The following is a 24974-nucleotide window of genomic DNA, read 5'->3' as shown; positions in this document are numbered from 1 at the left end:
GTGTGCCCCGCCCTTGATTGAAATCAACTCGATAAAATTCCTCGCGCCAGAGCGCCAGAAGCCTCAAACGGTGCGGGAAAACCGGCCTTTTTGCTCCCCTCCCAGATAGGCGTCAAATGCCATTGCGGCACTGCGCATCATCAAATGCCCTTGCGGCAACAGCACCAACTCGTCGCTGTGAATCTGCAACAGTCCATCACGCACCTGCTCGTCCAGTTGCGCCAGCGCATCGGCAAAATACTCGGTGAAGCAAATGCCATGACCGGCTTCGAACTTGGCGAAATCGATCCTGCCGTGGCACATCAGGTCGCTGATCACTTCGCGGCGCAGCAAGTCATCGGCGCTCAAGCGATAACCACGATGCACCGGCAACAAACCTTGATCGATACGGGCGTAATACTGCGAAAGCTCCTTGACGCTCTGGCTGTAGCTGTCGCCGACCTTGCCGATCGAAGACACTCCCAGGCCGATCAGGTCGCAGTCGGCATGGGTCGAGTAGCCCTGAAAGTTGCGTTGCAGGGTGCCATGGGTGCGGGCCAGCGCCAGTTCGTCGTCCGGCAAGGCGAAGTGATCCATGCCGATATAGACATATCCGGCCTCGGTCAGACGGCGGATGGTCAACTCCAGCAACTCCAGCTTGCGCTCCGGTGGCGGCATGTCCGCCGGGCGAATCAGCCGTTGCGCGCGCACCAGCTCCGGCAAATGCGCGTAGCTGTAGGCGGCAATCCGGTCCGGGCGCAGGGCGATGATCTTGCCGAGGGTGACGTCGAAACTGGTAACGGTTTGCAGTGGCAGGCCGTAAATCAGATCGACGCTGATCGACTTGAACTGCGCCTCACGCGCCGCCGCGACCAGCGCATAGATCTGCTCTTCGCTTTGCTGGCGATTGACCGCGGCTTGTACGTCGGGATCGAAGTCCTGTACGCCGAAGCTCAGACGATTGAAGCCCAGTTGGCGCAGCGACTGGATCTGCTCGGTGTTGATGGTGCGCGGATCGACCTCGATGGAAAACTCATGATCATCGCTGTCGTCCATGTCGAACGCCTGGTGCAGGCAGTCCATCAGGTCCGCCAGCTGTTCACTGGTCAAATACGTCGGTGTGCCCCCGCCCAAGTGCAGCTGCGTGAGTTTGCGCGTGCTGTCGAACAACGCGGCCTGCATCACGATTTCACGCTTGAGGTACGTCAGGTATTCGACGGCCCGATGGGTTTTCTGGGTAATGATTTTGTTGCAGGCGCAGTAGTAGCAAAGGCTCTTGCAGAACGGAATGTGGATATACACCGACAACGGCTTGGGCACCGCCGCCAGGTTGCTGTCGGAGGCGGCACGCTGGTAGTCGTCAACGGCAAACGCCTGATGAAACTGCGGCGCCGTGGGGTAAGAGGTATAGCGCGGCCCGGGACGGTCATACTTTTCGACCAGGGCTCGATCGAAATCGAATGCAGGTTTCATGATCAATCAACTCGCAGGTGGGTTAATGCCTTGCACTGCCCGAATCCTTTTCAAACAGGTTGCAGATGGCATCCACTTCCGGCCGGCCGGCGGGAAGAATGCTGATGAAACGGTCCGACAATTCAATCAACCCGTCGCGACTCAATTGCTCCAGCAATGGCCAGACAGATGCAAAGTACTTGGAGAAAATCAGCCCATAGCGCCGCTCGATAGCGCGGATATCCAGCTCTTGATCACACGCCAGGCGCTCCATGACCATGTGCCTTATCTGATCCCCCGCCTCGAAACGCCAGCCACGAGACGTCGGCAATTGGCCCCGGTCCAGTTGCTGCTGATAACGCTCGATGGCGTCGGTGTTTTGCGTATACAAATCGTCGATCTGACTGATAGCCCCCAAACCGAAGCCGATATGGTCGCAATAGCCGTGACGGGTAAAACCGTCACAGGTGCGACGTAATCGGCCGCGTTCCTGAGCGATCGCCAGATCATCGTCGGGCCGCACAAACTGCCCCATACCGATGTAGTGATAGCCCACGGCGATCAACTGTTCGAAGGCGATCTGGCGCATCGCGCCCTTATCGTCCTGGCTGCACAATTCCCTGACCTTGTCGCCGAGCCTTGGACGATAACGGCGTGGTGGTCGGGCATAGTCGAACACCATCAGCCTGTCCGGCTCCAGCTCAATGATCGCCGCCAGCTTCAGCGCGAAGCTTTCTGGCGTTTGCCAGGCATGACCAAAACCCAGATCGACATTGATCGATCGATAACCAAAGGTGCGGGCGGCATCGATCAGTGAATGAATGGGGGCCGGGTTCTGGTAGCAGGCCACCGACATGTCACAGTCGGTGTCGATATCCGGAACACCAATGCTGACGTGATTGAATCCCTGGTTGCGCAACGCGCCCATGGTCGACCAATCGGTATGGTGAAGGTCGACATCGACGCTGTAGTCGCCGCACTCATGCTCGAGAAAGTTGAATCGATCACGCAGGTGATTCATCAGGCGCTCGAGATGAGCGATGGTGGGTGTTCCGCCGCTCAGGTGAAATTGTTCGACCCGTTGCTCCGCTCCCAGATGACAACCGACGAGGTCGATCTCCTGTTCCAGGCGTTGAAGGTACTGTTCGATTTCGCCGTGCTCGCAGGAGACATCGCGCGGAGAACAAAAGGCTGACTGGAGGCTGGAAGGCAGCTGCACGTTCAGGGCGATCGGGCGTCGTTTCTGGCGGCTGACGCGCAAGGCACGAAGCAAATCCAGAGAGCCAATGCCGTCATGAAACTTTTGTGTGTCGGCATGGCAGTTGGGGTCGAGTACGCCCTGATCGCACCGAGCGATCAGATCGCCGGGGGCGTGAGAAAAATCGAGCATGACAGGTCTCCGAGACTGGCTGCGGATCAACAGTGTCCGGGATCGGCGATCAATGCTCCTTGACTTGTATCAAGCACAAGCCAAGTGCTTGCAGGACAGACCTTGGGGCAAGGCCGCTCACCACGTCAGGTAAAACATCCCCTTGGCCAGCAGCACAATGACGACCATATGGCAGAACACACTGGCATGGATGAAATGCAGGTATCGAGCGTTCATTCGGCCGCTTTTGAACAGCAACATGGCGGCCAGGAAATGCAGCAGCACGCTCACGGCGACCAGGATTTTCGACAGCAACAAGGTGCTGAACGATGAGGCCATTGGCGTTGCAAGGACGGGCAAATAGCGCAGCCAGACCATGCCCAGCCCCGCGCCGAACAATACCAGTAGCACCCACGGCATCAGGGTGCGGGCTCGGCGGCCAATACCCTCCTCGACCAGCAACATCACTTTGGCGGGCAACTGTTTGCGGATGCTTTCCAAAAAAAGGACTTCGAAGAACACCGTGCCGATAAAGATCAAAGCGGCAAACAGATGAAAGGTTAGAAACAGCGGATAGAGCATGAATGTTCGCCCTCAATTCAGCTGTCGGTTTCTCCGGAGAATACAGAGCAGCTCGACTCAGGCGATTGACATCAATCAAGAAACCCGCGAATCCGCGCCGCCAGGGGCCGCGCAACACCGATCCTGTGCGGCGCGATCAGCCAGGCTATCGAACACAAGTTCGACTTCGTGCCATTCATCGACAATACTCAATAATCGAAAGTACCTGCCGATAGTCAAAACAATGCCCCGGCATTAGGGGATTTTAGAACGTGTAGTAATGGGTTCAAGCTTATGAAAGATATCTATCTGCTGATCGAGCATGGAATGGATCAGGGCGAAGTTTATGTACTTGGCTGGTTCGATGATGAGAAAAGGGCCAAGGAAGTGGCCGAGGAGAAGGAGTGGGAGGTGTACCGCGCCAGCTTGAAAACTGAGCATCCCTGGTCAAATCACAAACCGCTGGCGCCAGACCAGACTAAATATCGTCGTTTCTGGATCAAAGAGATTTCCAGATTTGATCACGTCCCGGTTCCGAGGTCCTCAGCGGTTCATTGACCCCCATCCGACTTCGGCTGCTCGGGGTACGCCCCACCCTGTAACTATTGTCTAAGCTCAGGATTAAGCATGAGGGCTCAGCCATGTGCGGACGACTTTCGCAGTATCGAGGTGTTCACGAGTTCGTGGCGGCGTTGAGTATGCCCAACGCCCTGGTCAACAATGCTGGCGATCAGCCGCTCGAGCTCTACAACGCCGCGCCGTCAACTCAGCTCGCCTTGCTCCACGAGGAAAGCGGCATGCTGCACGCCGACAGGGTTCGTTGGGGCTGGCGACCGCACTGGGCCAGGGATCACGCGACACCGATCAACGCCCGGGTTGAGAAAGTCGCCCACGATCCATTCTTCAAGGAGATATGGCCGCACCGGGCAATTATTGCCATCGACAACTGGTTTGAATGGGTTTACGAGGGCGGTCCGAAGAAACAGCCTTACCTGATCCGTCGCAAGGATCGCGCGCCGATCCTGTGCGCCGCCATTGGTCAGTATCCGAGGTACGAAAAGGAGCCGGACGAGCATGACGGCTTCGTGATCATCACCGCGGACAGTGAAGGTGGCATGGTGGATCTTCACGACCGTCGGCCTGTGACGCTCATTCCCGAACTGGCCCGGGAATGGATTGACCCCTACACGCCCAAGGAGCGCGCCGAGCAGATACTCCTGCAGGAACGCGAACCTTGCGACGTCTTCGAATGGTTCAAAGTGGACATGGCCGTGGGCAATGTGAAGAACCAGGGCTCAGAACTGATAGAGCCTATCTCCGCCACCATGACGAGTGGGGATAAAACAATCTGAACCCGCCCTTCCCCTCCAAAGTCAAAAAAATTGGCAGCCCTTAATCACTGAAGCATCACTTTAAAGGAGTCTTTTCATGAAGATTTCGGAGGTTATGACGAAAGATGTTTTAACAGCCAAGCCAAGCCAGACGATCCAGGAGGCCGCGAACATGATGGCCAGGATCGATAGCGGCGCCATCATGGTTGAGGAGCAAGAGCGTCTGATTGGCATGATCACGGACCGGGATATAGCCATTAGAGCCGTAGCCGAAGGACTCCCCGGCAAAACCCCTATCAGTAAAGTAATGACTGGCGGCATCCGCTATTGCTTTGAGGATGAAGACATAGAGCATGTGGCAAAAAACATGGCGGACGTGCAACTGCGTCGCCTGCCCGTGCTCAACCGAGACAAACGCCTGGTTGGCGTTGTGTCGCTGGGAAACATTGCCAGCACTCGATCTCAATCCGCCGCTGCCACGGTTTTGCGCGGAGTGGCACAGGCTCATCATTGATCGGGCCCAGGATTAAAGCTCGCATGGATCTGGCACGCTCGCCTGGCCTGGAATTCCTTTCGAAACCCGGCTTCAGGGTCAGGCGAGTCCTTGTGCACACATCCACCGCAACCGCCTCGCAGAGATAACCTTCCCCCACCCAGTGCGCCGTTCGCTGGGGCGCATGCTTATTGCGCGACACATCAGTTTGGCTCGACGAGCAGGTCTTTGTCCTCCGCGCCTAGCGCCGGCTCCTGGTCTTCCAACTTGTCGGTTTCACGCTTCTTTTTCAGTCGGGCTCGAGTGCGCTCGGTGTCATAGGTTCTTCCGTCGGCCAAGGCATTCAGGGTTGTTGAAATCCGATAGAAACCACCACACGGCTCACAATAAATGCGCAAGCCGCCCCCGAACGAAAGATCTTCCAGCGCATTAGTGTTTCCACACAGCGGACAGCTCATAGCCACCTCCTGATCATTCAGTTAGCCGCTTTCAGCCCGCCATAAATGCTGACAACCTGGGTAGGGTGTGATGACGAAAATAGCGGGGACATGTTGATATCGACAGGGGCTATCCATGGAGGTTGCTTGTTTTTTGTCGATAGATCGAGCAATGCCTGCGTGAACCCCTGCAGGAGCTGCCGAAGGCTGCTCCTACAGAGTCTGCGCAGTTCACCGGGGGCGGATTCTAATCCGCAACCAACGGCTGCCTGGAACGAATCGGCGCGATGACCGACCTTTCCTCGGTGTCGCGATGCAATAAGGAAACGAAGTAGTCATAGGTGGATATCAACGGCACCGGATCGTCATTGCGCGCCATCTCAAGCCATCGTCTTGTGCGTTCGATGTCAAAGAACTCGTTCTTGAATTTCATTTTCGCCACAAGGTTCGCCGAGACCTTGTAGCGTCCACATCCGGCCGAGCATTTGACTTCTGACCATTCTCCAGCCGCATGAACAGTATTAGAGGCAGCCTGACAGATTAGGCACTTCATGTTCGATCTCCGTATCCATGAACTATCAACTGTAGACGATCCATGACCAAGGAGCGTTCACTTGGAAGAAAGATAAGAACATCAAAAAGTGAAGAGCCCAGCGCAATGGCTGGGCTCCGGTTATCTTCTGTTTTCCAGCATCTTATCGGCGAGTGCTTTGGCCCTTTGGATTAACAGATTCTGCCTGTCTTCGTGGGTGGCTTCTCCAACCACCGGTGCCGTCAGATTGCTTTCCGCAATCAACGCGGCACAGAAGTATTGATCCCAAACAGCGCTTTGCTCCGACTCCTGTCTATTCATTTGGTCGGCGATCATATGCGGCTCCTTTTGATGAGGTAGCCTCTTAAGTTTACGCCCGAATCGTGGACTACCCGCGTCGCGAAGGATGACCGGCACCTCATTGCAATCCGCTCACTGGCGACAAGTCGTTTCCTCAACTAGGATTTTTAGCGCACAGGACTTCGCCCACTGTGTTGTCGGGCGATTCATCAAAGGAGAGATAGATGACATCTACTCGAACTTCCGAGCAAACCTATCGTGGATGGTCCAACCCCATCTTGCTCGAGCTCAAGGAGAGAGAACATCAGCTAAGCCCCTCGGCACGCCAGGCCCTGCAAAATGTCCTGGTGGAGAGGAGGCTTCTTGACACTGGCAACCCATCCGGCAGCGATCGTCGCAAGGCTGATCCGGCCGGGTAACGACAGGCATCAATAACGTTTGTCCATCACGCTCATCATCGACGCTGCTGGCTCTCTGCCGGCAGCGCGCTCATAAGCCATTCCAAATTCAAGACAAAAAAAAAGCCCAGGCAGCTGATGGACGCCTGGGCTTTAAAAATGCATAAACCGTGGTGGTGAACGCGGGGGGATATTACCCAATTGCGCGACTTGTAACAAGATATTCTGACTCACTATCCAGTTACTAAATCTCCTAACTCATTAAATATCCACACTATTTTTAAGTCATCTGCTGACTGTTCCGCTCCCGATACCATCGCTTGTAGCGGAAAAAGCTCCCCGGGCATCTCGCACCAGCTCACGCCATTCGGTGTTGTTGATGATCCCGGCTCCCTCCATTTCATCCGCCGCTTTCAGCAGTTTGTCGTAGTGTTCTTCACAATCCATCCCGGCCTCCGGTTCTCTCAAAAGCCGGTACCAGGCATCGAGGGCTGCCTTTTTTCGATCATCATTCATAGCCAAACTCCCAGGGACTGTCTGCTCTTGGAAGTTATTTCAGGAATGACCGTTCCTGGATTCCGACATATGGCTCCGACATACGGCACAGGCCGTCACGCACGAACGAACAAAGTACGAACGAAGCGAGCGTTACAAACAATCCCGGACAGCTTGGCGTAGCGCCCCTGACTTGGCCCACGGTGGCCCTTGGTAAAGCGATACCTGGCTGCCATCCTTCGATTTCACGATAACCAGAATTTCGTCAGCCGTGATGATGCTCGGTGCGGTGATCCGGTAGCCATTGGAAATTGCTGATTGCGTCGATCCCGGAATGTCCTGACGCCACAACGGCAATACACACGCGGCATATTCCTTGGGCGCCTTATCACTGTATTTGCTGATATTGGGCTCGCCGGGAACCACGGATGCGGGTAATGAACAGCCTGCCAACACAGCCACCGCTACTCCCGCTATCAATATGCGCATAACGCTTCCTATCCTGAAAAACGGGAAATGTAATCTGTACATCCAGTGGACACCCGACGGTCTCTATACAGGGGCTTCGTCCTGCCCCGGCTCGGCCCCCGAGCCAGAATCGGGATACGATCTCGCATTCAGATACGTCATCCATCGCTCGTACGCTTCATGCTGCCATTTTGTGACCCGCTCCCATTCCGGGCCGCTCAACTGATGGGCCGAGATGAGTTGCATCATTTCCGTGGTTGCCGCGTCCAGGTCAACAATCAGCTCATGCGCATGGTGTCTGAAATCATCGGTAGTCGTCATTCGAGATGGCCTCCCTAGCGAATAGATCAATACCTCAATACGACAGCAGAGCTGTTCATTCGCGTTAATGTTCCCGACCAATGGAAGCCGTTCCCGCTCTACCCCTTCACGCAGACCACCTGTCGCAAGGTGTGCAGTACTTCCACCAGATCACGCTGGGCGTACATGACTTTATCGATGTCCTTGTAAGCCATCGGAATCTCATCGATGACCGCCGCATCCTTGCGACACTCCACATGAGCGGTCGCGCGGATCTGGTCTGCGACAGTGAAGGTATTTTTGGCTTTGGTGCGGCTCATGGTCCGACCGGCACCGTGGCTGCAGGAACAGAACGATTGCTCGTTGCCGAGACCTCGAACGATGAAGCTTTTGGCCCCCATGGAGCCAGGAATGATCCCCAGCTCGCCCTTCTTCGCCGACACCGCGCCCTTGCGGGTGACCAGGACGTCTTCACCGAAGTGCCGCTCTTTCTGCACGTAATTGTGGTGGCAGTTCACAGCCTCCAGCGCGACCTCGAAGGGTTTGCGAATCACTTGCCGCGCTGCCTGAATCACCGCCTGCATCATCAACGCCCGGTTCTGTCGGGCGAAGTCCTGAGCCCAGCCCACCGCTTCGACGTAGTCGTCGAAATGCCGGCTGCCTTCCTTGAAATAGGCCAGATCGCGGTCCGGCAGATTGGCGATGTGCTGGCGCATATCCGCCTGGGCCAATTGAATGAACAGAGTCCCGATGGCATTGCCAACGCCGCGAGAACCGCTGTGCAGCATGAACCAGACGCGGTTGGCCTCGTCCAGGCAGACCTCGATGAAGTGATTGCCGGTACCGAGGGTGCCCAGGTGATGGCGGTTGTTGGTACTGGCAAGTTTCGGGTACTTGTCGGTGATCGCCTTGAACCGAGAACTGAGCGCTGCCCAGGCTTGATCGGCTTGCTGTGGAACGTGATTCCAGGCGCCTTCATCGCGGCGGCCACGGCTCAACGTGCGGCCATGGGGCACGACCTTTTCGATGGCGCTGCGCAGGCCGTGCAGGTTGTCCGGCAAGTCGGCGGCGGTCAGTGAAGTGCGCGCGGCAATCATGCCGCAGCCGATGTCCACCCCCACGGCCGCCGGAATGATCGCGCCCACGGTGGGGATCACGCTGCCGATGGTGGACCCTTTGCCCAGATGCACATCCGGCATCACCGCCAGGTGCTTGAAGATGAACGGCATCTTCGCGGTATTGATCAGTTGCTGCCGGGCTTCGCTTTCAACCGGCACACCCTCGGTCCAGAGTTTGATCGGCTTGCCGTTGGCGACTTCCAGCAGTTGGTAGACAGGTTGTTGCATGATTTCGACTCTCTTGCGATCAGACGAACATAACGCTCCGGACAGGCAAATGGGACTACTATTTCGTAGCGGGGAATTGCAGGAGGTCATCATGTGGCTTAATGAATATGAACAGCAACTTCGGCGCGACCTGCAAGGTGTGGCCTCGGACCTGAGGTGGTCGGCGGTAGAGCTTTTGCGCATTGCAGAGCAGTTGCGCCTGGCCGGCAATGATGTAGACGCAGAGGCAACGCTAAGGCTGTGCGCGTTGTTCCAGGGCGATGAAGAGCGACTGGCGGGCTATGCTGAAGAAGTAAAAGCAAAATCCATCAGTCGAACGAAAGCTCACTAGAGAGCGCTGCCATGAACAAGCGTCTATGCGCGCTGATCGCCGTGCTGGCGGCGTCAGGTGGCTGCAACACGGAATCACACGTTTATCGAGACCAACCGCTGGTCGCCAAGGTCGAGACCGGCATGAGCAAGGAACAAGTCCAGCAGATTGCCGGCCAGCCTTTATCGATAACGCAGCGCACGGTGGAACCTGGCACCTGCTTTGACTACAAGCTGACCCAGGCCGGTCATCAGCAGCCATATAACGTCAGTTTCGACAGCCGAGGCAAGGTCGACCACAAAAGTTTCATGACCTGTGCGCAATGGAGTCGAGCCCAACAAAAAGCCAGAGAATATTCCCCCTCCACAGGCGGGATGGGTGGCAGCGGCTACTGATCTCCACGCCTGACAGCGATTAAAAGCCCCAGCGGAACCGGGGCTTCAAGCACACTATTTGTCTGATTTCTGGCTTTCTGATTTGTGGCTACGCGACGCTTTGCCCGACCGCGCTCTGTAGGCGGGAAGCGAAGCCGCATAGGCCAGTGCCTCCTCTCTGCTGCCAAAGGCTCCAAGCCGGTCACCTTTGGTGCACACCCGCCAGGGGCCGTTGTTTACGCTGAGTACGTCATAGCCGTTCATGTGCATTTTAGTCAGCATCGGAACGCTCATAGTCACCTCCATTTCGGCAGTGATAGTCCTGGATCAACTCAACTACCTTACACCCGACCTTCACTGAAGTGCCAACCAGACGTCGCGTCAGGATTCCGGCATTTCATTGCACTTTCAGCCGCCCTGTCGACTCCAACCCTTGAAGCAGACACTTCTGCGGATTTCGGTCTGAATATTGCATTTTTATGACTGTTTTGTGACAGGCAGCAGTCGGGTAACCCATGAAAGTACGTGCAACCATCATTTGCGAGCAGGATCGGCATATTCTCCTGGTGCGCAAACGCAGATGTCGCTGGACTTTGCCCGGCGGAAAAATCGAGCCTGGCGAAACCATTGCGGGCGCGGCCATGCGAGAGCTCTATGAAGAAACAGGGCTTGAGGTCGATGACATGCTGTACTTGATGGAATGGGAAACGACCAGCACCCGGCACCATGTGTACGAGGCGTCGGTCGTAAACCTGGCAGCGGCTCGGCCACAGAATGAAATCTTTGACTGCATCTGGCATCCGCTGGACGCCGTGCACAATCTGAAAACAAGCGACGCCACGCTCAGAATCGTCAAAGCGTTTCAGCGTCGCTTGTAGATCACAGGTATTAACCGCGCGACTGCAAGCCACTCAGCCCAGATCGCCGCCACCAACCGGCATGATCATGCCGGTGATGTAGGAGGCTTCGTCGCTGGCCAGAAACAGGATAGCGCTTGCCTGCTCATCCAGCGTGCCATAGCGCTTCATCAAACTGCTGTCGAGGGTCTGGTCGACAATCTGCTGATACCAGAGCTTTTCCTGAGCGCTTTGCTGCGCGGCGTTGCGCGGGATCAGCCGTGGCGGCGCCTCGGTACCACCGGGGGCGGTCGCGTTGACCCGCACGCCACGACCGGCCGTTTCGAACGCCAGGCAAGCGGTCAGCGCATTGACCCCGCCCTTCGCCGCACCGTACGGCACGCGATTGATGCTGCGGGTCGCAATGGACGAAATGTTGACGATGGCACCGCTGCCTTGTTCGAGCATGAACGGCAGCGCAGCATGGCAACACCACAATGTAGGGAACAATGAACGGCGGACTTCGGCCTCGATCTGCGCCTCTTCATAGTGCTCGAAAGGCTTGGCCCAGATCGTGCCGCCAACGTTGTTGACCAGCACATCGAGGCGATCAAAACGTTCCACAGCGGTGCGCATCACACGGCTGCATTCGCTGTATTGCTCGAGGTCGGCGGTCAGGGCAAGTACCTGGCTGCTCTGCCCCAATTCCTTCTGGAGTTCGAACACCAGATCGGAGCGGTCGACCAGGATCAGTCGCGCACCTTCGGCGGCCATGCGTTCAGCCACACGCCGGCCGATGCCTTGGGCGGCACCGGTAATCAACGCGACTTTTTCGTGGAATCTGTTCATGTGTACCTCGTGACGACGGATGCCGTTCAGTTAGGGCATACCAGATAAAACATTGACCTGTGGGAGCGGGCTTGCTCGCGAAAGCGGTTTCACAGTCGACATCTCTGTTGGATTCTCCGCCCTCTTCGCGAGCAAGCCCGCTCCCACATTGAATCGTTGCCGAGGACGGTATCGGTGTAGCGCCGCACTCGCGCAACAGCGCGACTCAAGCCGCGCTGGCGGCAAATTTCTCGTAGTAGAAGTTCACCGGCGCAATGCCTTGTTCGCGGATGAACTGGCTGACCGCTTCGACCATCGGCGGCGGGCCGCACAGGTAGACGTCGACGTCGCCATCGTTCAAATGCCGTGGCTCGATGTGTTGGGTCACGTAGCCCTTGAGCGGGTGCCGACTGTCGGGATTGGCCACGCAGGCGCTGAAGCTGAAGTTCGGAATGCGCGCGGCGAAGGCTTCGAGTCGATCAAGTTCCACCAAATCGAAATCGTTGGTCACGCCGTAGATCAAATGCAGCGGATGCTCGCTGCCCTGTTCGGCGATTCTTTCCAGCATCGCGGTGAACGGCGCCAGACCGGTGCCACCGGCCAGCAGCAACAATGGCCGGCGAATGTCGCGCAAATAGAAGCTGCCCAACGGTCCGGCCAGGCTCATGCTGTCGCCGGCCTTGGCCATGCCGGTCAGGAAACTGCTCATCAAGCCGCCGGGCACGTTGCGAATCAGAAAGCTGACTTCGCCGTCACGCTGCAACGAGCTGAACGAGTAAGCGCGAGTCTGCTCGCTGCCGGGAACCCCGAGGTTCACATACTGCCCCGGCAGGAACGCCAGTTTGCTCAGGGCTTCGCCCTTGATCGACAACGCGATGGTGCTGTCGGACAACTGACGCACGGCGCTGATGGTCGCGTCATAACTGGCCTGACGGGTACGGCAGACATCCGATGAAACCGGCACCCGCACCACGCAATCGCTCTGCGCCCGCATCTGGCAGGTCAGGACAAAACCCTGTTGCGCTTCGTCGGCGCTGAGGGCGTCTTCGATGTAGTCCTCACCCAAGTCGTAGCGGCCAGCCTCGGCGAAGCACTTGCAGGTTCCGCAAGCGCCGTCGCGGCAGTCCAGTGGAATATTGATGCCCTGGCGATACGCGGCGTCGGCCACGGTTTCCCCCGCATTGGCGTCGATGAATCGGGTGACGCCGTCTTCAAAATTGAACGCAATGGAATGAGTCATGACGGCCGCCTCAGAGGTGGTAAACATCAATGACCTGGCGAACGTAGTCGTTCTTCAGGATCACTTTTTTGGCCTTGATCAGCGGGTTTTCACCGCGTATATCGAGGGTGTAGAAACTGCTGCCGAAATAACTGTCGACGGTCTTGTAGCGAAAGCTCAGGGTGTGCCAGTTGAAGCGCACCTTGCACAGCCCGTCGGCCTGTTCGATCAGCTCGATATTGCTGAGGTTGTGCGAGGTGCGGGTGTCCGGCACGCTGGCGCTGGAACGCTCAGTCTTGATGCGGAAGATGCGGTCTTCCAGGCCTGTGCGGTTGCCGTACCAGATCAGCGAGATTTCCCGCTGTGGGTCTTCAGTCAGCTCGTCGTTGTCGTCCCAGGACGGCATCCAGAATGTAGCGTCCGGCGCGTACAACTCCAGCCAGTCGTCCCATTGTTTGTCGTCGAGGTAGCGTGCTTCGCGGTAGAGAAAGTCGCGCAGGTTGTCATAAGTGAGGATCATTGCACGGCCTCCACTGCAATCAGTCCGGACTGTTCAGCGGCCAACGCCTTGAGCATCGTTTGCTGCCAATACTTGTGTTGCAGCACGAACAGGCCTTCGTCTTCGGTACGCACGCCGCTGAGCAGCGGATGCAGGTCGATATCTTTGGCCGCGTCATCGGCGCCTTCAACCCAGTGTTCGGCGCCACGGGACATGTCGTTCCAGGTGGTGACGCTGCCCTGGTAACCCGTCTGGCAGGAGCGAAACTCTTCCAGATCGTCCGGGGTCGCCATGCCGCTGACGTTGAAGAAATCCTCGTACTGACGAATCCGGCTCGAACGGGCGTGGTCGCTTTCGCCTTTGGGGGCGATGCAGTAAATGGTGATTTCGGTGCGGTTGACCGAGATCGGCCGGGCGATGCGAATCTGCGAGCTGAACTGGTCCATCAGGTACACGTTCGGGTACAGGCACAGGTTGCGCGAGTTCTCGATCATCCAGTTGGCGCGCGCCTGGCCGAAGTCCCGGGCCAACTCGTCGCGACGCTCGTACAGCGGACGGTCCTCGGGGTTGGACCAACGGGTCCAGAGCAGCATGTGGCCCTTGTCGAAGGAATAGAAACCACCGCCCTGCTTGGCCCAAGTGCCGGCGCTCATGGTCGGATTGCAATCGCCGGCTTCGCGCTGTTTGCGCTGGTTCTGGGTCGCCGCGTAGTTCCAGTGCACCGAGCTGACGTGATAACCGTCGGCACCGTTTTCGGCGGTGAGTTTCCAGTTGCCTTCGTAGATGTAGCTGGAGGAACCGCGCAGCACTTCCAGGCCATCGGCGGACTGATCGACGATCATGTCGATGATCTTCGCCGACTCGCCCAGGTGCTCAACCAGCGGCACCACGTCGGCCTTGAGGCTGCCGAACAGGAAGCCGCGATAGGATTCGAAACGCGCGACTTTGGTCAGGTCGTGGGAGCCTTCGCAATTGAAGCTCGCCGGGTAGCCGGCCGCCGCCGGGTCCTTGACCTTGAGCAGCTTGCCGGAGTTGTTGAAGGTCCAACCGTGGAAGGGGCAAGTGTACGAACTCTTGTTGCCGGTCTTGTGCCGGCAGAGCATCGCTCCACGGTGGCTGCATGCGTTGATAAAGGCGTTCAGTTCACCGTCCTTGTTGCGCGCGATGAAGATCGACTGACGCCCCATGGTGGTGGTGTAGAAATCGTTGTTGTTGGGGATCTGGCTTTCGTGTGCGAGGTACAGCCAGTTGCCTTCAAAGATGTGTTCCATCTCAAGGTCGAACAGCCGCGGATCGGTGAACATCTCGCGCTTGCAGCGATAGATGCCCTGCTCAGGGTCTTCTTCAAGCAGGGAGTGAAGGTATTCAGGTCGCAGGGTCATGGCCGCCGCCTCCATTGTTTTTATTCAGGCAGGGCCATGCTAGGACGAGGGGATGGGGCGCACTATCCGCGGGGTGCAGACCTGTATCCGTTTACTGCAATCCGTTAGTGCTGATGCCTGATCGTTTCCCACGCTCTGTGTGGGAACGATCAAACGGTGGGTGGCGTTTGCGAGGTCAATGGCGGCGTTTGAGGGTGTCCGATGGCAACTCGCCGAACTGTTTGCGGTAGCTGTCGGAGAACCGGCCCAGGTGCAGAAAGCCGTAATCCATGGCCACTTCCGTGACGTTGCGCACGTTGCAGGTCGGGTCGCTCAGGTTGGCGTGGATGCGTTCGAGCTTTTTCTGCCGAATGTAGTTTTTCGGCGTGTCCCCCGCGTTGCGTTCGAATAACCCGTACAGCGAACGCAGGCTCATTCGCGCCTGGCGTGCCAGTTCTTCGCTGTCGATGTCCTGCTTGAGGTTGCACGCGATGTAATCGACCAGCGCCTCGAACGTGGCCGAGGGTGAGCCGGGATCAGTGCGCATGACGTTGGTCTTCATCAGGCCAAGCATCTTGCTGACAACGATTTGCGCATAGTGCTCCTGCACCCGGGGAATCTGTTCGGTGGCCTCGGCTTCCTGGCAAATCATCGCCAGCAGACCGACGAAACCTTCCAGCTCATTGAGCTGATAACGGTTCTCCAGAAACCGTATGCCCTGCCCCGGATACCGCCAGCGCTGCTCTTCGCACACCGACTCCAGCATCCGCGTGGGGACTTTCAGGATGAATTTTTCGCAATCACTCGAATAGGTCAGATCCACCGGATCATCGGGGTTGATCAGCAGTAACTCGCCAGGCGCGAAGTAGTGTTCCTGACCATGCCCACGCCACAGGCAGTTGCCACGCAGCAATACTTGCAAGTGATAGATGCTGTCCAGCGCACCGGACGTGACCCGCACGCTGGCGCCGTAACTGATGCGGCACAGGTCGAGGCTGGCAAATTTGCGATGATCGAGGCTGGCCAGCGGTCGGCCGGCCTTGGGCATCTGGAGGCAATGATTGCCGACATGCTGATTGACGTAGCCCGACACCGCGTAGGGGTCGGCATGGTCGAAGACTCTGCTGCGATGACTCAACAATTGCGCTTGCATCATCGGTTCGCTCTCATTGTTGTTATAGGGTGCGTCGGGCGATTCTAGAGCAGTGCTCGCATCGATGTGTCAGTTGACCGACCTGTGGGAGCGGGCCTGCTCGCGAAAGGGTCATCAGCTTCAACATCAACATTGACTGACACTCCGCTTTCACGAGCAGGCTCGCTCCCACAAAGGTTCGGCGGGTCGAGGGGATCAGTCCTCGAGCGCGCGAACCCGTTCGTGGCGTTGCTGCTCCTCAGGCTGGGCAGACGACTGCAGCGTGAAGTCAAAATCGATTTCGGCAAAACGACCGCTCACGCCATGGGCCGCCGCACGCTGCGGATCATCGCTGAAGGTGATTTTGGCAATCAGCTCATCACGGGTGGCATAGGCGAAATCGTCATGCAGGTACTGATCGCCATCGAGGTTGATCTGGGTGGTCAGGTGACGATGATCCGCTGCCGAAATGAAGAAGTGGATGTGCGCCGGCCGCTGACCATGACGGCCCAGTTGATCGAGCAATTGCTGGGTCGGACCGTCCGGCGGGCAACCGTAGCCCGACGGCACGATGCTGCGAAAACGGTACCGGCCCTCGGCATCGGTGACGATACGACGACGCAGGTTGAATTCCGATTGAGTGGTATCGAAGTACGAATAAGTACCGCCGGTATTGGCGTGCCAGACATCCACCACCGCGCCGGCCAACGGTTCGCCGGCGGTATTCTTGACCTGGCCCTGCATGAACAGCACCACACCCGGATCGACGCCGTCATCCAGCCGCGCTTCGCCTTCCGATAGTGGCGCCCCCGCCACATACAGCGGCCCTTCGATGGTCCGCGGTGTGCCGCCGGCCTTGCCGGCCTGCTCATCTTCGGCATCCATCAGCAGGTCGAGGTAATGCTCCAGACCGAGCCCGGCCACCACCAACCCGGCCTCTTGACGCGCACCCAGCACGTTGAGGTAGTTGACGGCTTTCCAGAACTCTTCCGGGGTCACGGCCAGGTCTTCGATGATGTTCACCGAATCGCGCAGGATCCGGTAAACCAGCGCTTTGACCCGCGGATCGCCGGCTTCGTTATGCAGACCGCTGGCGTCTTCGAGAAACTTCTGGGCACTGGCAGTGTGGGAAATCTTGACGTTCATTTTGGTGGGTTCCTCATCTTGTAATTATTAGCGTAGCGAACTGAACAGGCTGGGTTCAGCGGTCATCCTCGCGAATGGAAGAAGGATGCCGGCACAGCGCGTTGACCTCGATGGCCATGTACGGGTACAGCGGCAATTGCATCAGCAAGTCGTGCAGTTCCTGAACGCTGTCGACATCGAACACGCTGTAATTGGCATAGAGCCCGGCGATGCGCCACAGATGACGCCACTTGCCTTGCTCTTGCAGGCGCTGGGCCAGGGCTTTTTCGTCGGCCTTGAGCTGAGCGGCGCGTTCCGGGTTCATGTCGACCGGTAAATTCACCGTCATTTTTACGTGAAACAGCATGATGCCCTCCTCAGGCTTGATGAACGGCAATGGATGTCTTGTCCCTACGGAAAAACGCCAGGCGTTCCTCATCCAGGCTCAGGCCCAGCCCCGGTGTTTGCGGGACGTGCAGTTGGAAATCGCGGTAGACCAACGGCTCACTGAGGATGTCTTCGGTGAGCAGCAGCGGGCCGAACAGCTCCGTGTCCCAGCCCAGTGTGTTCAGCGTGACAAAGGCATGGGCCGAGGCCAGCGTGCCGATACCGCCTTCGAGCATGGTGCCGCCGTAAAGGCCGATACCGGCCGCCTCGGCAATCGCGGCGGTTCGCAGCACGGCGCGCGGGCCGCCGTTCTTGGCGATTTTCAGGGCGAACACAGAAGCAGCACCCTCGCGGGCCAGGTTGAAGGCATCCTCTACGCATTCGATGGATTCATCGGCCATGATCGGCGCCGGGCTCACGGTATTCAGGCGCACCATGCCGGCGCGGTTATTGCGCGAGATCGGTTGTTCGATCAGGTCGATGCCGTTGCTGCCGAGAATCCGGCAGGCGCGCAACGCGACCGCTTCATCCCAGGCCTGATTGACATCGACCCGCACGCTGGCGCGATCGCCCAGCGCCTTTTTGATCGCAATGACGTGGGCCAGGTCGCGGTTGACCTCCCCTGCGCCGATTTTCAGCTTGAAGATCCGATGCCGGCGAAGGTCGAGCATTTGTTCTGCTTCGGCGATGTCCTTGGCGGTGTCGCCGCTGGCCAGGGTCCAGGCCACCGGCAGCGCATCGCGAACGCGGCCGCCCAGCAGTTCGCTGACCGGCAGGCCCAGGCGCTTGCCCTGGGCGTCGAGCAAGGCGCTTTCGATACCCGATTTGGCGAAGGTGTTGCCACGAATGCTGCGCTCCAGGCGCAACATCGCGGCATTCACATTGCCGCTGTCCTGGCCAAGCAGCAATGGCGTGAAGTGTTTATCGATGTTGGTCTTGATGCTGTCCGGGCTTTCGTTGCCATAGGCCAGACCGCCAATGGTGGTCGACTCACCGACACCTTCAATGCCGTCGGCACAGCGCACACGAATGATCACCAGGGTCTGGTTCTGCATGGTGTGCATCGCCAGCTTGTGCGGGCGAATGGTCGGCAGATCGACGATGATCGTCTCGATCGATTCAATGGCAGTTGCACGCATGTCGATACCCGTCAGGTTCTTAAAGTTCTGGAACGGATTCTCGTACGGCTTTTTCCGGGAGGCCAATATAGAATTGGTCTGGCTCGATACCTTAAAGGTATTCAACAGATCAACGTCCGGAGGCCTCATGGAACTGCGTCACCTGCGGTATTTTCAGGTGTTGGCTCAAACCCTCAACTTCACCCGAGCCGCCGAACTGCTGCACATCGCCCAACCACCGCTGAGCCGGCAGATTCAGCAGCTGGAAGACGAACTCGGGGTGCTTCTGCTGGAGCGCGGCCGACCGCTGAAGCTGACCGACGCCGGACGGTTTTTCCATGAACATTCCACCGCCCTGCTCGAACAGTTGGGCAAGGTTTGCGACAACACACGACGGATTGGTTTGGGTGAAAAGACCTGGCTGGGCATCGGCTTTGCGCCATCGACCCTCTATGGCGTGCTGCCGGAACTGATCCGCCGACTGCGCAGCGGTGAGCCGCTGGCGCTTGAGTTGGGGCTCTCGGAAATGACCACGTTGCAACAGGTGCAGGCGCTCAAGGCCGGGCGCATCGACATTGGTTTCGGGCGAATCCGCATCGACGACCCGGCGATCATCCAGACTGTTTTGACTGAAGACCGGCTGGTCGCCGCCCTCCCCGCCGGCCATCCATTACTGGCCGGGCCGATCAGCCTTCGTGAACTGGCAAAAGAACCCTTCGTGCTCTACCCCGGCAACCCGCGCCCCAGTTACGCCGATCATGTGATCGCGTTATTCGAATCCTATGGCGTACACATCAACGTGGCGCAATGGACCAACGAGCTGCAAACAGCAATCGGTCTGGTGGGGGCGGGAATCGGGGTAACGCTGGTACCAGCCTCAGTGCAGTTGCTGCACCGCGACGACATTGGCTTCACCCCGGTGCTGGAAGACAACGCCACCTCGCCGATCATCCTCAGCAGGCGCGTGGGCGATGTATCGCCGGGGTTGAATCATTGTTTGCAGATGATCGATGAACTGCTGCCGCGCGACAGCCCCTAGGCCATTACACCAGCGAAGGCTCGGCGCCCGGCGCGCATTTCCGTGCGAAGTTCGCCGATCAGGTTGGAAATATCGCGGACACTGGTCAACTCGTCTGGCGACACGCCGGTGATCAACAGCTCAATCCGCCCGGTGGTGCGATCGAAGACCTTGATCCGCAACGTTTCATCGCGATTCACGGTGCATTCGCAGGACAGCGGTTTGAAACCGGACTCCACAATGCTGCAAAGCTGGGGAACTGGAACCATGGCGAGCGCCCTCGGGACGGTTTTCCGATTGGATCCACTCAGCGTAGATCAACTTCAATAAACCCGCGCCAGCGAACGCTAACAATTAGTGTTAGCTACTTCTCACTTTGAACAGTTAATCGTCCCGACATCCCTCAGTGAGCATCCCCGTCCCACAACCAGTTCCAGATCCCTGGTAGCTCAACCGCCTCAGAACTGTCACGGACAGTACGCGCCATGGCCGCCCGCTGCAGTGCTGCCGTGTCGTCGTAAAACGCTTTCTGCGCCGTGACCAGGCCTGTGGCACTGGCACTGTCGAGGAGAATTTGCAGGTATTCCCGGGTATGCCGGGCGGTGTAACGATTGAGATCATGAAAGGTCACTACTACCGGAATCACCCCGTCCACCGTCGGCAACTCGCCGAGGGCGATGCGCTCGCGGACTTCGGACAGTTGCCGCAGCATATTGGCCCGCCGACGGGGGCTGGCGTTGAAGCCCCAGATCTTGCCGTCATTGGCGCTCAGGTCGGTCAGCAATACGTGCATGCCATGCTGTTGATAGGCCGCAAAGGTGCGCTTGTCGTAGTTCCAGAACGGCGGACGGACCAGGGTCGGCGCAGCGCTAGTGATCGCGGCGATGTCTGCGCCGCCATCAGTGAGCGACTGCTCCAGTTCTTCCGGGTCCAGTGAACGATGGTTGGTGTGCCGGCGCGTGGCGGTGTGGAAACCCAGCAGGTGACCTTCGGCATGCTCGCGACGCATGATCTGTCGACCCGCTTCACTGCCGCCGGCGCGTGAGTCACGGGTCTGCACGAAGAATACGGCTTTAATGTCGGGCTGCAGCGGATTGCGCGCGAGGCTGTCGAGCACGGTGACGGTCGGGTTGTAAAAACCGGACGCGCTGGGTCCGTCGTCGAAGGTCAGCAGAAAGCGGATCGGCGCTTGCGTGCGCAGACCCTGTTGCGTCTGCGGCGTCATTTCAATGGGCGCGGCGATGCAGCCAAACAAGCCGACTGCGATGGCGAACGCGGAGAGAACCTTGACTAGCTGCTTCATGTTTTGCCTTGGACCAGACCTTGCGGTCATCACGTTTAATGGCAAAAACCCCTCGCCCATTCATCCCTCGACCGGCCTGCAGATCGCTGCAAGCCGAGGTTGGATAAGGGTACACAGTGTTTGGTTCCAGCGCCCGCTCCCGGACTCGCGTTATGCCTTCGATTTTCGGTTATTGCGTCAGCGCCTGCTGGAACGAGCTGTCGATAATCGGTGCCGTCGCCAAGGCGGCCGGCAATGCCTTGACCTTGAACAGGAAGTCCGCAGTGCTTTGCAGATCCGCCGCGGCTTGTTGATCCACCGGGCCAACGGTCATGTGCGCCTGGCGCAACCAATGACGTGACACGTTCTGATCAAGGTTGGCCTTTTTCGCCCAGAGATCGGCGTACTCGTCGGAGTGGGTGTCGACCCAGGCCCGGGCCTTTTTCAGGCGCCCCAGGAAGTCGGCAATGGCTTCGCGCTTGCTGTCGATCGAAGGCGTCGAAGCGGCGATGGCGCTCAGGCCGGGCATCAGGTTTTTGGCGGTGAGAATCGGCCGGGCGCCGGAGAACAGAATCTGCTGGGAAATGTAGGGTTCCCAGACCGGAAACGCATCGATGCTGCCTTGGGGTAACGCGGCGGCGGCGTCAATCGGCATCAGTTTGATGAAGTCGACGTAGTTATCCGGCAAATCGGCTTGTTCCAAGGCGCGCAGGGTCAACTGCTGGCTCCAGGCGCCGGGCCAGTAAGCGACTTTCTTGCCCTTGAGGTCGGCGATGGTTTTGACCGGCGAGTCCTTGGGCACCAGCAAGGCGATGGTGTCCGGGTTCTGCCGCGACACACCGATCAGCTTCACTGGCGCCTGTTTGGCGGCCAGAAACAGAAAACCTGAATCACCGAGAAAACCCAGGTCCAATGCGCCGGTGTTCAGCGCTTCGGCCAGCGGCGCAGCGGCCTGAAAGTGCTTCCAGTCGACGGTATAGGGCGCCCCTTCCAACACACCGACGCTTCCACCGAGGCGCGAATGTTGTAGTAATTCTGATCGCCGATGTGCAACACCACAGGATCGGCAGCGTAGGTCAAAGGCGCGGCAAACAGGGCGCTGGTCAACAGACCGCGCAGGTATCGGGACAGGTTCATCCGGGGCTCCTGGAGGGTTATTTTTATAGACCATAACGCTCTTACAGGTGCAATTTTAAATTCTATTTATGCATAAGCTCATGACCGGGAACAGTGAGTGCTTACCCAGCAACAGTGGCTCAACAAACTGCATTTCCCGGTACATCCCGATGAGCGCGGCGGGGGGATTGCCTCCTCTTCCCTGTGGGAGCGGGCTTGCTCGCGAAAGCGGTGTGACAGTCAAAATCAATGCTGAATGACACACCGTATTCGCGAGCAAGCCCGCTCCCACAGGTGATTGCATTTCAGGCATCGGAAATTAAAAAGCCCCACTATCTATGGCGGGGCTTTGGCATGTGCAGATCTGTCAGGGTTTCAACGGGCGCTCCTGGTCGCGGTCCGACAGTTCTTTACCGTCGTCAGGATGCTTCCAGTCCGGCCTCGAACGTCTCTGGCGCTCGAGTTCCTCCTCCGTCGGTTCATCGGTGTCCTCATCCGGGTCCGGACGCGTTGGTTCAGTGGCCATGTCCACCTCCCTTCCTCAAAAGATCAGTCATCTTTTTTAAGCGTAGAACAGTTTCGGATAAGACGACTCAGAGCCACCATCGCAGCAAAAAGAAGAACCCCATGCTCAACAACATGCTGAGCAAGGTGTTGCGGGTGTAAAGCACCAGACCCACGGCCACCAGCGAACTGATCAGATAGGGGTTGTCCCACTGCAGGTTCAGCTGCTTGTCGGGCATGAACACGATCGGTCCGCAGATTGCTGTAAGCATGCCCGGGACCGCGAAACCGAGGAATTGCCGGGCATTGCTGCTCAAGCGCACCGGCAGTCGAGGCTCAAGAAATACGTAGCGGTTCAGGAACACCAGCAGGCCCATCCCGATAATTACAGCCCAGACCATCATGTGCGCCCCACATAGAGTTTGTTGCAGATAAAGCCTGCGGTCATGCCCGCCAACCCCGACAGCACCAAGGCCGAGCCCCATTGCCAATAGCTGAACAGCACCGAACAGAACAGTGAGACCGCCACGCAGACCACCGTCGGAACGTTGCGCACCACGGGTGTGATCAAGGCGATAAAGGTCGCCGCGATAGAGAAGTCCAGCCCCAGGTGTTCAAGACCCGGAATGCTGCTGCCCAGCACAATGCCCGCCAGAGTGAAGAGATTCCAGGCGATGTAAAACGTCAGGCCCACGCCCAAGGCATACCAGCGATTGAACTGCTGTTTGTCATGCTGACTGGTCAGGGCGAATAACTCGTCGGTGAGCAAAAAGCCCAGCCCCACACGCCAGCGGCCCGGCAACGGGGAAATCACCGAACGCATGCTCATCCCGTAAAGCAAATGCTGGGAAGTCAGCAACAACGTGGTCAGCAGAATCGAAAAGACCCCGGCGCCGCCCTTGAGCATGCCGATGGCGACCAATTGAGCCGCGCCGGCAAACACGATGCTCGACAGCCCCTGGCCTTGCAGCGGTGTGAGATTGGCCTCGATGGCCATGGAACCGGCCAGCAGCCCCCAAGGCGCGGTCGCCAGGGACAACGGCATGATGGCCGCGGCACCGCGAAGGAATGCACTGCGCGGCATGAGTGAGTTGGACATAACGCTCTACAACCAGGGAAAGACCTCAGACTGTGCCAGCAGTCGTGGCGGATGGCTTGAACAATCTTGCGCACTTGCACGCGACCGGTGCTGATTTTCGAGATTGACAAACATCGCGCCGACTTTTAAAACTGAGCACCTCATTCAGGGTGTAAGCAACCATGTCCGCAACCTTCAACCTCAACACTGTCGTCATTGGCTTGAATGCCAAGGCGCAAGGTTGCGTTGCGCACGCCCTTAAATCCAAGAAACAGTCGCTCATGTGACCGGGGCGCGCTGTCCCGTCAGATGAGCTGACAGGACATTGAGCGCGGCGGAAACTCCCTCCTTCTTGCTGACTTCCTTCTACGCTTCTGACGGTGACGAAATCGGTCAACCTTCAGGAGAAAGTGCATGTCATCGTTTCAAGGTATCTGGGTTCCCATCGTTACGCCGTTTCACCATGGCGCGATCGACTTCGACGGGTTGCGGCGGCTGGTCAGTCACCTGCTGGAAAAAGGCGTCGATGGCATTGTGGTCTGCGGCACCACCGGGGAAGCCGCGGCGCTGGGCAAACATGAGCAGCTGGCGGTGCTCGATGCGGTGCTGGAACTGGTTCCGCCAGAACGTGTGGTCATGGGCCTGGCCGGCAACAACCTTGCCGAATTGCTGACATTTCAAAGCGAAATCCTGAACCGTTCTCTGGCGGGTTTGCTGGTTCCGCCGCCGTACTACATCCGCCCGTCCCAGGCCGGCCTTGAAGCCTTTTTCAAGACCGTCGCCGATGCGTCCAGCATCCCGGTCATTCTCTACGACATTCCCTATCGCACCGGCATAGCCTTCGAGCAGGCAACCTTGCTCCGGATCGTCGCCCATGAGCGGATCGTCGCGATCAAGGACTGCGGCGGCAATCCCGCCACCACTCTTGCGCTGCTCGCCAGCGGCAAAGTCGACGTGCTGTGCGGTGAAGACAACCAAATCTTCGGCGCTTTGTGTCTGGGAGCCAAAGGCGCGATTGCCGCCTCGGCCCATGTTCATCCCGAGCTGTTCGTGACGCTGTATCAACAAATCCGCGACAACCAGTTAGCGGCCGGCCGAACGACCTTCTTCCAGTTGCTGCCAATGATTCATAGCCTGTTCATCGAGCCCAATCCTGCCCCGGTGAAAACCGCCCTGGCCCTTGAGGGGTTGATCCACGACGAGCTGCGCGCGCCGATGCAATGCAGCAGCGAAGCCACGGCGGTGCGCTTGAAAGAAGTATTGGCAGTGCTTGAAAACAGCAATCGATAGAGCACACGCACCCAGCCCGAGTACCATGGAGCGATT

At 58.1% G+C, this 24974-nt stretch carries 33 protein-coding genes and 1 pseudogene; 9 read left to right on the top strand and 25 right to left on the bottom strand.

The features are described 5' to 3' along the window. Window positions 1-63: 63 nt before the first annotated feature. From hemN to KVG95_RS26765, 3 genes are all read right to left on the bottom strand, one after another. Window positions 64-1452 carry an oxygen-independent coproporphyrinogen III oxidase gene (gene hemN, locus KVG95_RS26775; protein ID WP_217858528.1) on the bottom strand — a complete coding sequence of 463 codons (1389 nt, stop codon included), beginning with the start codon at window positions 1450-1452 and terminating at the stop codon, window positions 64-66. Between the two features lie 22 nt (window positions 1453-1474). Beyond that, the gene (locus KVG95_RS26770; protein ID WP_217858527.1) at window positions 1475-2821 is read right to left on the bottom strand and encodes an oxygen-independent coproporphyrinogen III oxidase; all 1347 of its coding nucleotides are present in this window, start codon (window positions 2819-2821) and stop codon (window positions 1475-1477) included. Between the two features lie 117 nt (window positions 2822-2938). Further along, entirely contained in the window at window positions 2939-3382 is a 444-nt protein-coding gene (locus KVG95_RS26765; RefSeq protein WP_217858526.1) for a CopD family copper resistance protein, read from the bottom strand. A 273-nt stretch (window positions 3383-3655) separates the two neighbouring features. On the opposite strand from KVG95_RS26765, the gene KVG95_RS26760 reads away from it, so the two are divergent. The 3 genes from KVG95_RS26760 (at window position 3656) to KVG95_RS26750 (ending at window position 5206) form a co-directional block, all read left to right on the top strand. After that, a complete protein-coding gene (locus KVG95_RS26760) occupies window positions 3656-3919 on the top strand; it encodes a hypothetical protein (RefSeq protein ID WP_048396972.1) in 264 nt (87 codons plus the stop codon). Window positions 3920-4002: 83 nt separating this feature from the next. Beyond that, window positions 4003-4713 carry an SOS response-associated peptidase family protein gene (locus tag KVG95_RS26755; protein WP_217858525.1) on the top strand — a complete coding sequence of 237 codons (711 nt, stop codon included), beginning with the start codon at window positions 4003-4005 and terminating at the stop codon, window positions 4711-4713. A gap of 76 nt (window positions 4714-4789) precedes the next feature. After that, window positions 4790-5206, top strand: coding sequence for a CBS domain-containing protein (locus tag KVG95_RS26750; RefSeq protein ID WP_038982771.1), 417 nt, complete (start codon window positions 4790-4792; stop codon window positions 5204-5206). Window positions 5207-5388: 182 nt separating this feature from the next. Here KVG95_RS26750 and KVG95_RS26745 read toward each other — a convergent pair whose 3' ends face one another. The 3 genes from KVG95_RS26745 to KVG95_RS26735 form a co-directional block, all read right to left on the bottom strand. Continuing rightward, window positions 5389-5643: a hypothetical protein gene (locus KVG95_RS26745; protein ID WP_217858524.1), complete on the bottom strand. Its 255-nt coding sequence runs from the start codon at window positions 5641-5643 to the stop codon at window positions 5389-5391. Window positions 5644-5869: 226 nt separating this feature from the next. Beyond that, window positions 5870-6175, bottom strand: a complete 306-nt coding sequence (locus KVG95_RS26740; RefSeq protein WP_217858523.1) for a hypothetical protein — start codon at window positions 6173-6175, stop codon at window positions 5870-5872. A 120-nt stretch (window positions 6176-6295) separates the two neighbouring features. Continuing rightward, entirely contained in the window at window positions 6296-6490 is a 195-nt protein-coding gene (locus KVG95_RS26735) for a hypothetical protein (RefSeq protein WP_030130625.1), read from the bottom strand. 188 nt (window positions 6491-6678) lie between these two features. Here KVG95_RS26735 and KVG95_RS29935 point away from each other — a divergent pair, with 188 nt between their 5' ends. Then, window positions 6679-6873: a hypothetical protein gene (locus KVG95_RS29935; protein ID WP_080370446.1), complete on the top strand. Its 195-nt coding sequence runs from the start codon at window positions 6679-6681 to the stop codon at window positions 6871-6873. A gap of 264 nt (window positions 6874-7137) precedes the next feature. Here KVG95_RS29935 and KVG95_RS26730 read toward each other — a convergent pair whose 3' ends face one another. From KVG95_RS26730 to KVG95_RS26715, 4 genes are all read right to left on the bottom strand, one after another. Further along, on the bottom strand, window positions 7138-7368 hold the full coding sequence (locus KVG95_RS26730; RefSeq protein ID WP_217858522.1) for a hypothetical protein: 231 nt from the start codon (window positions 7366-7368) through the stop codon (window positions 7138-7140). 132 nt (window positions 7369-7500) lie between these two features. Then, entirely contained in the window at window positions 7501-7836 is a 336-nt protein-coding gene (locus tag KVG95_RS26725) for a hypothetical protein (protein WP_201060746.1), read from the bottom strand. Between the two features lie 63 nt (window positions 7837-7899). Beyond that, window positions 7900-8136 (bottom strand): hypothetical protein, encoded by a 237-nt coding sequence (locus KVG95_RS26720; protein WP_217858521.1) that lies wholly within the window; start codon window positions 8134-8136, stop codon window positions 7900-7902. Between the two features lie 98 nt (window positions 8137-8234). Then, entirely contained in the window at window positions 8235-9461 is a 1227-nt protein-coding gene (locus KVG95_RS26715) for an RtcB family protein (protein ID WP_217858520.1), read from the bottom strand. A 91-nt stretch (window positions 9462-9552) separates the two neighbouring features. Between KVG95_RS26715 and KVG95_RS26710 the strand changes: the two genes are divergently transcribed. Together KVG95_RS26710 and osmE are read left to right on the top strand one after the other, a co-directional pair. Beyond that, window positions 9553-9792 (top strand): hypothetical protein, encoded by a 240-nt coding sequence (locus KVG95_RS26710; RefSeq protein ID WP_052964464.1) that lies wholly within the window; start codon window positions 9553-9555, stop codon window positions 9790-9792. 11 nt (window positions 9793-9803) lie between these two features. Beyond that, window positions 9804-10166, top strand: coding sequence for an osmotically-inducible lipoprotein OsmE (osmE, locus tag KVG95_RS26705; RefSeq protein ID WP_217858519.1), 363 nt, complete (start codon window positions 9804-9806; stop codon window positions 10164-10166). Between the two features lie 54 nt (window positions 10167-10220). Here the strand turns inward: osmE and KVG95_RS26700 are convergent, their stop codons facing one another. Continuing rightward, entirely contained in the window at window positions 10221-10439 is a 219-nt protein-coding gene (locus KVG95_RS26700) for a hypothetical protein (protein ID WP_038982785.1), read from the bottom strand. A gap of 221 nt (window positions 10440-10660) precedes the next feature. Between KVG95_RS26700 and KVG95_RS26695 the strand changes: the two genes are divergently transcribed. After that, window positions 10661-11023: an NUDIX hydrolase gene (locus KVG95_RS26695; protein ID WP_217858518.1), complete on the top strand. Its 363-nt coding sequence runs from the start codon at window positions 10661-10663 to the stop codon at window positions 11021-11023. Between the two features lie 33 nt (window positions 11024-11056). Here the strand turns inward: KVG95_RS26695 and KVG95_RS26690 are convergent, their stop codons facing one another. The 8 genes from KVG95_RS26690 to KVG95_RS26655 form a co-directional block, all read right to left on the bottom strand. Beyond that, window positions 11057-11830, bottom strand: coding sequence for a 1,6-dihydroxycyclohexa-2,4-diene-1-carboxylate dehydrogenase (locus tag KVG95_RS26690; protein ID WP_052964467.1), 774 nt, complete (start codon window positions 11828-11830; stop codon window positions 11057-11059). A gap of 205 nt (window positions 11831-12035) precedes the next feature. Further along, on the bottom strand, window positions 12036-13049 hold the full coding sequence (benC, locus tag KVG95_RS26685) for a benzoate 1,2-dioxygenase electron transfer component BenC (RefSeq protein WP_084378749.1): 1014 nt from the start codon (window positions 13047-13049) through the stop codon (window positions 12036-12038). Window positions 13050-13059: 10 nt separating this feature from the next. Beyond that, on the bottom strand, window positions 13060-13548 hold the full coding sequence (gene benB / locus KVG95_RS26680; protein ID WP_217858517.1) for a benzoate 1,2-dioxygenase small subunit: 489 nt from the start codon (window positions 13546-13548) through the stop codon (window positions 13060-13062). Then, window positions 13545-14909, bottom strand: a complete 1365-nt coding sequence (benA, locus tag KVG95_RS26675; protein WP_217858516.1) for a benzoate 1,2-dioxygenase large subunit — start codon at window positions 14907-14909, stop codon at window positions 13545-13547. Before benA ends, benB begins: the two co-directional genes overlap by 4 nt. A 175-nt stretch (window positions 14910-15084) precedes the next feature. Further along, window positions 15085-16044, bottom strand: a complete 960-nt coding sequence (locus KVG95_RS26670; protein ID WP_302470707.1) for an AraC family transcriptional regulator — start codon at window positions 16042-16044, stop codon at window positions 15085-15087. Window positions 16045-16236: 192 nt separating this feature from the next. Then, window positions 16237-17166, bottom strand: a complete 930-nt coding sequence (gene catA / locus KVG95_RS26665) for a catechol 1,2-dioxygenase (RefSeq protein WP_217858515.1) — start codon at window positions 17164-17166, stop codon at window positions 16237-16239. 55 nt (window positions 17167-17221) lie between these two features. Next, window positions 17222-17512, bottom strand: a complete 291-nt coding sequence (gene catC, locus KVG95_RS26660; RefSeq protein WP_007936026.1) for a muconolactone Delta-isomerase — start codon at window positions 17510-17512, stop codon at window positions 17222-17224. Between the two features lie 10 nt (window positions 17513-17522). Continuing rightward, a complete protein-coding gene (locus KVG95_RS26655; protein WP_217858514.1) occupies window positions 17523-18671 on the bottom strand; it encodes a muconate cycloisomerase family protein in 1149 nt (382 codons plus the stop codon). A 127-nt stretch (window positions 18672-18798) separates the two neighbouring features. Here KVG95_RS26655 and KVG95_RS26650 point away from each other — a divergent pair, with 127 nt between their 5' ends. Continuing rightward, on the top strand, window positions 18799-19689 hold the full coding sequence (locus tag KVG95_RS26650) for a LysR family transcriptional regulator (RefSeq protein ID WP_217858513.1): 891 nt from the start codon (window positions 18799-18801) through the stop codon (window positions 19687-19689). Here the strand turns inward: KVG95_RS26650 and KVG95_RS26645 are convergent. From KVG95_RS26645 to KVG95_RS26620, 6 genes and pseudogenes are all read right to left on the bottom strand, one after another. Then, complete coding sequence (locus tag KVG95_RS26645) at window positions 19686-19937, bottom strand: DUF1652 domain-containing protein (protein WP_217858512.1); 252 nt, start codon at window positions 19935-19937, stop codon at window positions 19686-19688. The two genes, KVG95_RS26650 and KVG95_RS26645, sit on opposite strands and share 4 nt — an antisense overlap. A 134-nt stretch (window positions 19938-20071) precedes the next feature. After that, on the bottom strand, window positions 20072-20971 hold the full coding sequence (locus tag KVG95_RS26640; RefSeq protein ID WP_217858511.1) for a polysaccharide deacetylase family protein: 900 nt from the start codon (window positions 20969-20971) through the stop codon (window positions 20072-20074). 169 nt (window positions 20972-21140) lie between these two features. Continuing rightward, window positions 21141-22087, bottom strand: a pseudogene (locus KVG95_RS26635) (ABC transporter substrate-binding protein). A gap of 346 nt (window positions 22088-22433) precedes the next feature. Then, on the bottom strand, window positions 22434-22592 hold the full coding sequence (locus tag KVG95_RS26630) for a hypothetical protein (protein WP_217858510.1): 159 nt from the start codon (window positions 22590-22592) through the stop codon (window positions 22434-22436). Between the two features lie 67 nt (window positions 22593-22659). Beyond that, the gene (locus KVG95_RS26625) at window positions 22660-22971 is read right to left on the bottom strand and encodes an AzlD domain-containing protein (RefSeq protein ID WP_162830927.1); all 312 of its coding nucleotides are present in this window, start codon (window positions 22969-22971) and stop codon (window positions 22660-22662) included. Continuing rightward, window positions 22971-23669: an AzlC family ABC transporter permease gene (locus KVG95_RS26620; protein WP_032830637.1), complete on the bottom strand. Its 699-nt coding sequence runs from the start codon at window positions 23667-23669 to the stop codon at window positions 22971-22973. Before KVG95_RS26620 ends, KVG95_RS26625 begins: the two co-directional genes overlap by 1 nt. A gap of 393 nt (window positions 23670-24062) precedes the next feature. Between KVG95_RS26620 and dapA the strand changes: the two genes are divergently transcribed. Next, window positions 24063-24938: a 4-hydroxy-tetrahydrodipicolinate synthase gene (gene dapA, locus KVG95_RS26615; protein ID WP_217858509.1), complete on the top strand. Its 876-nt coding sequence runs from the start codon at window positions 24063-24065 to the stop codon at window positions 24936-24938. The last annotated feature ends 36 nt before the right edge of the window (window positions 24939-24974 follow it).

Origin of the sequence: Pseudomonas farris (assembly GCF_019145235.1) — a bacterium.
Taxonomy (GTDB): domain Bacteria; phylum Pseudomonadota; class Gammaproteobacteria; order Pseudomonadales; family Pseudomonadaceae; genus Aquipseudomonas; species Aquipseudomonas farris.
This window is presented reverse-complemented; position numbering and strand designations above follow the sequence as displayed.